4 protein-coding genes, 2 tRNA genes and 3 rRNA genes are annotated in these 10646 nt (G+C 43.6%); 1 reads left to right on the plus strand and 8 read right to left on the minus strand.

Annotation, left to right across the window (positions count from 1 at the left end):
• Positions 1-35: 35 nt before the first annotated feature.
• The 3 genes from zupT to F994_RS07720 all read right to left on the minus strand — a co-directional run bounded on the left by zupT (position 36) and on the right by F994_RS07720 (position 2572).
• Positions 36-845 (minus strand): zinc transporter ZupT, encoded by an 810-nt coding sequence (zupT, locus tag F994_RS07715; RefSeq protein ID WP_004649713.1) that lies wholly within the window; start codon positions 843-845, stop codon positions 36-38.
• A 94-nt stretch (positions 846-939) separates the two neighbouring features.
• Positions 940-1083, minus strand: coding sequence for a methionine/alanine import family NSS transporter small subunit (locus tag F994_RS17190; RefSeq protein ID WP_004649714.1), 144 nt, complete (start codon positions 1081-1083; stop codon positions 940-942).
• 10 nt (positions 1084-1093) lie between these two features.
• Entirely contained in the window at positions 1094-2572 is a 1479-nt protein-coding gene (locus tag F994_RS07720; RefSeq protein WP_004649715.1) for a sodium-dependent transporter, read from the minus strand.
• 540 nt (positions 2573-3112) lie between these two features.
• Here F994_RS07720 and F994_RS07725 point away from each other — a divergent pair.
• Positions 3113-3805 (plus strand): TIGR04219 family outer membrane beta-barrel protein, encoded by a 693-nt coding sequence (locus F994_RS07725; RefSeq protein WP_004649716.1) that lies wholly within the window; start codon positions 3113-3115, stop codon positions 3803-3805.
• Positions 3806-5098: 1293 nt separating this feature from the next.
• Here the strand turns inward: F994_RS07725 and rrf are convergent.
• The 5 genes from rrf to F994_RS07750 form a co-directional block, all read right to left on the minus strand.
• A 5S ribosomal RNA gene (gene rrf / locus F994_RS07730) occupies positions 5099-5213 on the minus strand.
• 180 nt (positions 5214-5393) lie between these two features.
• Positions 5394-8291: ribosomal RNA gene (locus F994_RS07735) — 23S ribosomal RNA — on the minus strand.
• A 361-nt stretch (positions 8292-8652) separates the two neighbouring features.
• Positions 8653-8728: transfer RNA gene (locus F994_RS07740), tRNA-Ala, on the minus strand.
• 71 nt (positions 8729-8799) lie between these two features.
• Positions 8800-8876 (minus strand) — tRNA-Ile (locus tag F994_RS07745).
• Positions 8877-8937: 61 nt separating this feature from the next.
• A 16S ribosomal RNA gene (locus tag F994_RS07750) occupies positions 8938-10475 on the minus strand.
• The 16S, 23S and 5S rRNA genes sit together here with 2 tRNA genes alongside, the layout of an rRNA operon.
• Positions 10476-10646: the final 171 nt, after the last annotated feature.

Genomic DNA, 10646 nt, shown 5'->3' on the forward strand with positions numbered 1-10646 from the left:
TAGATGATTAAAAAAGAATTGATCTGAGCAAGCGATTAACTGACAAATTTAAACAGTACCAGACTGATGGCCAAAGATGCCATGCCAATCACCAACCCGTAAACTGTTTCATGACCTTGGGCATAACGCTTTGCTGTGGGCAATAATTCATCCAATGCTAAAAACACCATCACCCCACCAATCACGCCAAATACCGCACCATAAACACTAAAACTCATAAAAGGTGCCAAAATAAAGTAACCCAATGCGGCACCAAAAGGTTCAGCTAAAGCAGAAACAAAACTCGCAGCTAAAGCTAAATCTTTACGTCCTGTGGCCATATATACAGGCAAGGCTATCGCAACACCTTCGGGAATATTATGAATAGCAATTGCTACAGCTAAGGGTGCACCTAAAGTGGGGCTTTCTAAAGTGGCAAAAAATGTGGCCAAACCTTCGGGTAAGTTATGTGCAGTAATCGCAAATAAAGTCAGTAAAGCCGTGCGCATTAATTGTTGTTGTTCTAAAGCGACAGTATTGTTTTGTTCAATGGTTTGGTGCGGATTTGGAATAAAACGATCCAATAACACCACCAAAATCACGCCCAATAAAAAGGAAAACGTACCAAAAGCAAAACCCCATTTAGGCTCAAAAGCTTGGCTAAAAGAAGCAATCGATTTATTTAAAATTTCAGTCAGTGCAACATAGACCATGGCCCCAGCAGAAAAAGCCAAGCCGAAGGATAAAAAACGATAGCTCGGTTGCTTAAAAAACAAAACCAATGCACCACCAATCACGGTGGCCAATCCAGCAAGCAACGTCACTGCAAATGCGATTAAAACTTGATGAGGCAAAATGGTGTGCATCGCCATGCTCCATTTTAGAAACAAGAAAGCCATCATCATAAATGATAATGACTTTCATTTACATATTTTATCAGTATGGACTGAATTATTTTACTTAGAGCGTATGTTGATCTTTGACATCCTCAAGAACATCATCAAGTTCCTCAGGGTTTTTCATCAAGTGAAGAATCGACAAAGCCAAGCCGCCCCACAAAAACACCATCGAGATAATCATCATTACGATTGCTGAAGTATTCATCTTTGCTCTCCTAGCGGTCTTTGACACGAGTCAAAATAAAGGCAATGACTGCACAGAAAATGACACAGCCCCATCCAAATAACCACTGTAGACTTAAACTATAATCTCCATAACCTTTTAACAGCAAGTTATAAATGGTCATGCCTAAAGTAACCAACAAAATCAAAGAGGTAATCACTGTTAGCGTAAAATTCCAGCCTTTGCCTAATTGCACGGTTGAAATGGCATTAACATGATTTCTGATCTCAATCAAAGCTGAACGCTTGAACCACGCCACACAAATAATCGACAGCAATGCACCACCAATGATGCCAATGTTATTGATGAAATGGTCAATAATATCAACCAATTTAATCGAATTAACACTTGAAAAGAGCACGATTGAAACCAACGCACTGCCCCCACCGATAATCGAAACGGCTTTTTTACGGCTCCATTTCAACTTATCCATCATGGCTGAAATTGGAACTTCCAAAATACTCACCATCGATGAAATACCCGCAACAAATAATGAGGTAAAGAATAAAATTCCGAATAAATCAGCACCGGCACCCAAGCTAGAAATGATTTTAGGGAAGGCAATAAAGGCCAGACCAATACCACCGCTTACCACATCTTGCACATTGCTATTTGCAGCATGTGCCATAAAACCAAGTGCCGCAAAAATACCAATACCAGCTAAGATTTCAGTTGAAGCATTGGCAAAACCAACAATTAAGCCTGAACCGGTTAAATTGGTCTTTGGTTTTAAATAAGACGCATAGGTCACCATGATCCCGAAGCCCACTGAAAGCGAGAAGAAGGTATGACCATAGGCTGCCAACCAAACTTTATAGTCCATCATCGCAGACCAGTTTGGGGTAAAGAAGGCGTTTAAACCTTGCACCGCACCCGGTAATCGAAGTGCTTGAATCACCAAAAGTACGAATAAAATAAATAACAACGGCATGCAAATCTTGTTGGACAGTTCAACGCCTTTTTTCACACCACCGTATAAAATGATTAAAGTTAATGCCCAAATACCAGCCAAGGGCCAGAAAATATGGCTTACAAAACGTGGGTCAAAACCTGTGGCTTCTGAAGTCTGTAAATACGTTTTAAAGAAAAATGCTTCTGGGTCACTGCCCCACATTTGACCAATCGAGAAGTAGATATAACTCCCGGCCCAAGTCAAAACACTGGCGTAGTACAAACCAATGATGATACACACACAAACTTGCCACCATCCCAGTGTTTCGCCGCCTTTAAAAATGGCACGATATGCTTTTGGAGGGGAACGATTACTTTTATGTCCGACTGCATAATCTAGAAATAAAAGCGGTAAACCTGCAGTAATTAATGCAATCAAATAAGGAATTAAGAATGCCCCACCGCCATTTTCATAAGCGACATATGGAAAGCGCCAAATATTACCTAAACCAACTGCGGATCCGATCGCTGCAATAATAAAGCCCGATCGTGACGTCCAATTTTCACGAGTATCTGTCATAGAACACCTAAACTTAGGCACTTTTTAATGCTGCTTGTTATCTGGTTATCTCGCAAGCAAAAAAGTACCATTCAAAAATAATTTGTGTGTTTGACGTTAGAGGTCACCTTTTGAGCGTCTTGTTCTAAAATACAAACAGGCAATCATTACAAAATCTTGCTTAAAGTCTTTTGCTGATTTTTGCCTTTCAATGTTTGAACAATACCCATTTTTTGCGCTTTTTTCTGTAGTTTTTACGGAAATTATTTAATTTAATAATCTATATTTTATGAATTGATCAAAAAATCGCTTTTTTTGCCAGTCATAACTCGTATCTTGCACTTTTCACAACCCAAAGCTGGCTTTTTACAGCGGCATGCGACAGCACATCATTGCCATAAACAAACGGCATATCATGAATCTGACACGAGCTATTTTAAAAATAACAGCAATGCAATTTGCTTTCATTCGCTATATGATTTGATCAATTCAGCATCCACTGACTCTATTTTAAGCACAACATTATTTTGCAAAATAATCGACCTCATTTTCAGGATTTCCATGCAAGCACTCAAATTATTTTGTTTTGTACTCGGACTCAGTACATTTAACACCGCACAAGCCGATATTATTGCAGTCAAAGGCGGTATTGATTATTGGCATTATAATGCTGATTTACAGCAGCCAACCTCTGTAGGCGCACAAGCAGAGCTTGAAAATGATCACAGCATGTCATTTTCGATTGCAGTGGAACATCCAGTGCCCTTTTTACCCAATATCAAAGTTAAACATACCGATCTACAAGCTGAAAGTGATCAAAGCTTTTCAGGGCTAAAGCGCCATCAGGTCGATCTCGATTATTCAGATTTCATTCTATATTACGAAGTACTGGATAATATTATATCGGCCGATATTGGCTTTGGTGCTAAACGTCTAGAGGGTACTATCCGTCAAAATGATACCCAAACTCAGGATATCAGTGGGACTATACCTATGATCTATGCGCAAGCGGGTGCAAAACTACCATTTACAGGATTAAGTGCTGGGGCTGAGGTCAGTTTTTCTTCATTAGATCATGATAAAATTACCGATGCACAGGCTGAACTTAAATATAATTTTGTCGACACTTTGCTTGTGGATGTCGGTGCTAAAGTAGGTTATCGCATTTTAGATATTCAGCTCGACGAGGGTTCCAACCAAGAAGCCAAATTAAAATTTAAAGGGCCTTATTTCGGCATAGACATACATTTCTAACCTGACTGTAAGCCTGAGCTTACATAAAATATGGAAAATGACTGCTGTTCAAGCACAGTAATCTTCACTATATTTAACTTATAGAGAAACAGGATGTTTCTAAAAAACAAAAATGATAAAAGTACAAAACAGCAGGATGCTGAGGTAGCACAAAAGTAATACCTTTAAACGAATACGAAAAAGCCTCGACAGGATGTCGGGGCTTTTTTCATGTACATGATGAATATTATCCGAAAATAAAAACAGTTTCATCGATGAACAAGCAGCGAATAAACATTAGTATTCTAGATACGATCAACCATTTTAAGCCCTCAAGATTATCATGGCATGAGCAGGATACGATGCTTATTATTCAGAAAATGATGATGTTCAAGAAAGTCTGTCATTGATAATGGGTGTACTGACTGCCTTGATCAAAATAAGTCAAGACTGCGTGCTTTAGGTTTCTTCGCCATAAAACCATCAATCAAACCTCTAATACCAAAGCCATCGTAATTCCAGTTCATCGACCAAACAACTATATAAATCCAGAAACAATCACAATAACAAGATACAACCCTTACCTTCATGAGTACCAATCTAACTAATACCAGATGCCCCCACAGTTGATTAAATTGAGTTAGATTAAACTATCGATCCAGAGTATTTACAATAACGATGGAGACCAGCATAAGCTCTAGGCTTGGATAACACCATAAACTCCCCATATTTTAGCCCAAACTAGCTAATGAGGCCTGAAAGCGACTGTCGCTTGGGACAATTTTACTAATAGCTCAGCTAGATAAACATCTAAAGTCGGACATAAGTGATGGACAGGCCATATGTGTAATTAGCCTAAATAATGGACACTTTCATTTAGGCTGGCTTGCAACCGCAGCTTTTTTTGAATATATCCCGTTTTTCGGTGACTCTTCGTTACAATTCTTTTTAAGATTGCCAATTCTGCAAGTGAATCGCTAGACTCTGTAGTCTTGAGTTATTGGATCGTAACGTTTGAAACCAAACATAAAGATATGACCCGTTGATAGGCACTGAACCACCTCAGCCAAACTATGTGACCATTTTCAGTAATTTTTTACTGCTGCTCATAAGCACCTAATTAGTTAGCCCTTTTATTTAGCTAAAAGATATCTACCAAATTAGTCACTATTCAATTTTAAAAGCGGATACGCACTACACATCTTAATCGTAGCGTGTATAAAGGCTCATTTTAAGGCCTATATTTTTATTTAATTTTTCCCGCACATAAAAAAACACCCTCTTCTAACGAAGAGGGTGTTTTTAGTAATAATGAGCTGGCGATGACTTACTCTCACATGGGTAACCCCACACTACCATCAGCGCGAAGAGGTTTCACTTCTGAGTTCGGGAAGGGATCAGGTGGTTCACTCTTGCTATTGTCGCCAGCACAACTGTTTATGGACTTTTTCGGGTCTTATTTACGCTGTTTATTTCGTATGCCTTACTTTGTACCAAATGAGTTATTAACAGATTATGCTAAATTTGAGTTGGTATTGTAACTAGCTTTTAAACTAAATCAAGTATTTTGTATCGAATTAGATGAGCAATACAACTGTTTGGGTGTTGTATAGTCAAGCCTCACGAGCAATTAGTATTGGTCAGCTTCATGCATCACTGCACTTCCACATCCAACCTATCAACGTCGTAGTCTTCAACGGCTCTTTAGAGGACATAAAGTCCTTGGGAAATCTTATCTTGAGGTAGGCTTCCCGCTTAGATGCTTTCAGCGGTTATCCCTTCCGAACATAGCTACCCGGCGATGCGACTGGCGTCACAACCGGTACACCAGAGGTTCGTCCACTCTGGTCCTCTCGTACTAGGAGCAGATCCTCTCAAATTTCCAACGCCCACGGTAGATAGGGACCGAACTGTCTCACGACGTTCTAAACCCAGCTCGCGTACCTCTTTAAATGGCGAACAGCCATACCCTTGGGACCTGCTTCAGCCCCAGGATGAGATGAGCCGACATCGAGGTGCCAAACACCGCCGTCGATATGAACTCTTGGGCGGTATCAGCCTGTTATCCCCAGAGTACCTTTTATCCGTTGAGCGATGGCCCTTCCATACAGAACCACCGGATCACTAAGACCTACTTTCGTACCTGCTCGACTTGTGGGTCTCGCAGTTAAGCGCGCTTTTGCCTTTATACTCTACGCGTGATTTCCGACCACGCTGAGCGCACCTTCGTACTCCTCCGTTACTCTTTAGGAGGAGACCGCCCCAGTCAAACTACCCACCAGACATGGTCCTCGCTCCAGATAATGGAGCAGAGTTAGAACCTCAATATTACCAGGGTGGTATTTCAAGATTGGCTCCACTCGAACTAGCGTCCGAGTTTCAAAGCCTCCCACCTATCCTACACAAGTAAGATCAAAGTTCAATGTCAAGCTGCAGTAAAGGTTCACGGGGTCTTTCCGTCTAGCCGCGGGTACACCGCATCTTCACGGCGAATTCGATTTCACTGAGTCTCTGCTGGAGACAGCGCCCCCATCATTATGCCATTCGTGCAGGTCGGAACTTACCCGACAAGGAATTTCGCTACCTTAGGACCGTTATAGTTACGGCCGCCGTTTACTGGGGCTTCGATCAAGAGCTTCGCTTACGCTAACCCCATCAATTAACCTTCCAGCACCGGGCAGGCATCACACCCTATACGTCCACTTTCGTGTTTGCAGAGTGCTATGTTTTTAATAAACAGTTGCAGGGGCCTGGTTTCTGTGGCTGCCAACCGCTCAGGGAGTAAATCCCATCACCGTCGGCAGCGTACCTTCTCCCGAAGTTACGGTACCATTTTGCCTAGTTCCTTCAGCAGAGTTCTCTCAAGCGCTTTGGTCTACTCGACCTGACCACCTGTGTCGGTTTCGGGTACGATTCCTGTGTAACTGAAGCTTAGAGACTTTTCCTGGAAGCATGGTATCAGCCACTTCACTGTACAAGTACAGCTTGCTATCAGTTCTCAGCATAGAGTACCCCGGATTTGCCTAAGATACATGCCTACAACCTTTCACCTGGACAACCAACGCCAGGCTGACTTAACCTTCTCCGTCCTCTCATCGCATTACACAGAAGTATTGGAATATTAACCAATTTCCCATCGACTACGCCTCTCGGCCTCGCCTTAGGGGTCGACTCACCCAGCCCCGATTAACGTTGGACTGGAACCCTTGGTCTTTCAGCGTGCGAGTTTTTCACTCGCATTGTCGTTACTCACGTCAGCATTCGCACTTCTGATACCTCCAGCAGACTTCTCAATCCACCTTCATCGGCTTACAGAACGCTCCCCTACCACTTGCAATAAATTGCAAATCCGCAGCTTCGGCATATAGTTTTAGCCCCGTTACATCTTCCGCGCAGGCCGACTCGACTAGTGAGCTATTACGCTTTCTTTAAAGGGTGGCTGCTTCTAAGCCAACCTCCTAGCTGTCTATGCCTTCCCACATCGTTTCCCACTTAACTATAATTTTGGGGCCTTAGCTGGCGGTCTGGATTGTTTTCCTCTTGACTACGGACGTTAGCACCCGCAGTCTGTCTCCCGGATAGTACTCATTGGTATTCGGAGTTTGCATCGGTTTGGTAAGTCGGGATGACCCCCTAGCCGAAACAGTGCTCTACCCCCAATGGTATTCGTCCGAGGCGCTACCTAAATAGCTTTCGGGGAGAACCAGCTATCACCAAGTTTGATTAGCCTTTCACCCCTATCCACAAGTCATCCCCTGGCTTTTCAACGACAGTGGGTTCGGTCCTCCAGTTAGTGTTACCCAACCTTCAACCTGCTCATGGATAGATCACCTGGTTTCGGGTCTATACCCAGCAACTAATTCGCCCTATTAAGACTCGATTTCTCTACGGCTCCCCTATTCGGTTAACCTCGCTACTGAATATAAGTCGCTGACCCATTATACAAAAGGTACGCAGTCACCGGACGCAATGCCGGCTCCCACTGCTTGTATGCATGCGGTTTCAGGATCTATTTCACTCCCCTCACAGGGGTTCTTTTCGCCTTTCCCTCACGGTACTGGTTCACTATCGGTCAGTCAGGAGTATTTAGCCTTGGAGGATGGTCCCCCCATATTCAGACAAGGTTTCACGTGCCTCGCCCTACTCGACATCATTATCTAAGCCCTTTCGTGTACAGGACTATCACCCACTATGGTTGCACTTCCCAGAGCATTCCACTAGAACTTAGATAACTTAATGGGCTTTTCCCCGTTCGCTCGCCGCTACTAAGGGAATCTCAATTGATTTCTTTTCCTAAGGGTACTGAGATGTTTCACTTCCCCTCGTTCGCTTCGCATGACTATGTATTCATCATGCGATACCTACCTTATGGTAAGTGGGTTTCCCCATTCAGAAATCTCCGGATCACAGGATATTTGCCGCCTCCCCGGAGCTTTTCGCAGGCTATTACGTCTTTCATCGCCTCTGACTGCCAAGGCATCCACCACATGCACTTAATTACTTGACTATACAACCCCAAACAGTCGTTTCAACACTACAAGTTAATGTTGATGACCTTGCTTCGAGTTTTGTGGATTTAACCACAGTACAGCTTCAATCTAGTTCGTTTTCCAAAACGCTTGATTCAGTTAATCGCTAGTGCTCAGTTCTTTATTTTCATTTCTTCGTAACACTTGCGTGATACAAATTAATGTCAATTCAGTTCTGAGTTTAAACAATTTATTTCAACTCAAATTTATAATCTGTTAATGATTAACTACGTCTTCGTCAGATCGTAGGTAACTGTGATAAATCACAGAATTTAATAAACTAAAAACTTAATTAAGTTTTTATATTCACTAAATTCTGTAATCACCTAGCTTTATATATGGTGGAGACTAACGGAGTCGAACCGTTGACCTCCTGCGTGCAAAGCAGGCGCTCTACCAACTAAGCTAAGTCCCCAGCTTATCATTAGATTCGATATATCTTCTTCTCTGTCTCTCAATGAATTTCTTCATCTTCGTTCGTTAGATTGGTGGGTCTGACAAGATTTGAACTTGTGACCCCACGCTTATCAAGCGTGTGCTCTAACCAACTGAGCTACAGACCCTCAGATACATCTTCATGAAGAACAACTTGTTGTGGATTCTTACCGATCGTCAATCTTTCGTTAAGGAGGTGATCCAGCCGCAGGTTCCCCTACGGCTACCTTGTTACGACTTCACCCCAGTCATCGGCCACACCGTGGTAAGCGTCCTCCTTACGGTTAGACTACCTACTTCTGGTGCAACAAACTCCCATGGTGTGACGGGCGGTGTGTACAAGGCCCGGGAACGTATTCACCGCGGCATTCTGATCCGCGATTACTAGCGATTCCGACTTCATGGAGTCGAGTTGCAGACTCCAATCCGGACTACGATCGGCTTTTTGAGATTAGCATCCTATCGCTAGGTAGCAACCCTTTGTACCGACCATTGTAGCACGTGTGTAGCCCTGGTCGTAAGGGCCATGATGACTTGACGTCGTCCCCGCCTTCCTCCAGTTTGTCACTGGCAGTATCCTTAAAGTTCCCGGCTTAACCCGCTGGCAAATAAGGAAAAGGGTTGCGCTCGTTGCGGGACTTAACCCAACATCTCACGACACGAGCTGACGACAGCCATGCAGCACCTGTATGTAAGCTCCCGAAGGCACCAATCCATCTCTGGAAAGTTCTTACTATGTCAAGACCAGGTAAGGTTCTTCGCGTTGCATCGAATTAAACCACATGCTCCACCGCTTGTGCGGGCCCCCGTCAATTCATTTGAGTTTTAGTCTTGCGACCGTACTCCCCAGGCGGTCTACTTATCGCGTTAGCTGCGCCACTAAAGCCTCAAAGGCCCCAACGGCTAGTAGACATCGTTTACGGCATGGACTACCAGGGTATCTAATCCTGTTTGCTCCCCATGCTTTCGTACCTCAGTGTCAGTATTAGGCCAGATGGCTGCCTTCGCCATCGGTATTCCTCCAGATCTCTACGCATTTCACCGCTACACCTGGAATTCTACCATCCTCTCCCATACTCTAGTCTCCCAGTATCGAATGCAATTCCTAAGTTAAGCTCAGGGATTTCACATCCGACTTAAAAGACCACCTACGCACGCTTTACGCCCAGTAAATCCGATTAACGCTTGCACCCTCTGTATTACCGCGGCTGCTGGCACAGAGTTAGCCGGTGCTTATTCTGCGAGTAACGTCCAAGCATCTAGAGTATTAGTCTAGAGCTCCTCCTCCTCGCTTAAAGTGCTTTACAACCAAAAGGCCTTCTTCACACACGCGGCATGGCTGGATCAGGGTTCCCCCCATTGTCCAATATTCCCCACTGCTGCCTCCCGTAGGAGTCTGGGCCGTGTCTCAGTCCCAGTGTGGCGGATCATCCTCTCAGACCCGCTACAGATCGTCGCCTTGGTAGGCCTTTACCCCACCAACTAGCTAATCCGACTTAGGCTCATCTATTAGCGCAAGGTCCGAAGATCCCCTGCTTTCCCCCGTAGGGCGTATGCGGTATTAGCATTCCTTTCGAAATGTTGTCCCCCACTAATAGGCAGATTCCTAAGCATTACTCACCCGTCCGCCGCTAAGATAAGGTGCAAGCACCTCATCTCCGCTCGACTTGCATGTGTTAAGCCTGCCGCCAGCGTTCAATCTGAGCCATGATCAAACTCTTCAGTTTAAAATCAGTAGTAGCTTAAAGGCTACCAATCTTGGCTCATCAATTTTCTGACAAATATTTCTCAAATAAACTTCGAGTAATTTCTACCATCAATCAATGAAAATAATTTCGATCAATCAACCAGTAAAAATCCACACAAGTTGTTCTTCATAATCTCTTAATGATCTTCTT

Origin of the sequence: Acinetobacter bohemicus ANC 3994 (assembly GCF_000367925.1) — a bacterium.
Classification (GTDB): domain Bacteria; phylum Pseudomonadota; class Gammaproteobacteria; order Pseudomonadales; family Moraxellaceae; genus Acinetobacter; species Acinetobacter bohemicus.

Coding starts and splice junctions, on each gene's coding strand:
- F994_RS07725 (WP_004649716.1), top strand. CDS start 3,113: ATGCAAGCACTCAAATTATTTTGTTTTGTACTCGGACTCAGTACATTT.
- F994_RS07720 (WP_004649715.1), bottom strand. CDS start 2,572: ATGACAGATACTCGTGAAAATTGGACGTCACGATCGGGCTTTATTATT.
- zupT (WP_004649713.1), bottom strand. CDS start 845: ATGCACACCATTTTGCCTCATCAAGTTTTAATCGCATTTGCAGTGACG.
- F994_RS17190 (WP_004649714.1), bottom strand. CDS start 1,083: ATGAATACTTCAGCAATCGTAATGATGATTATCTCGATGGTGTTTTTG.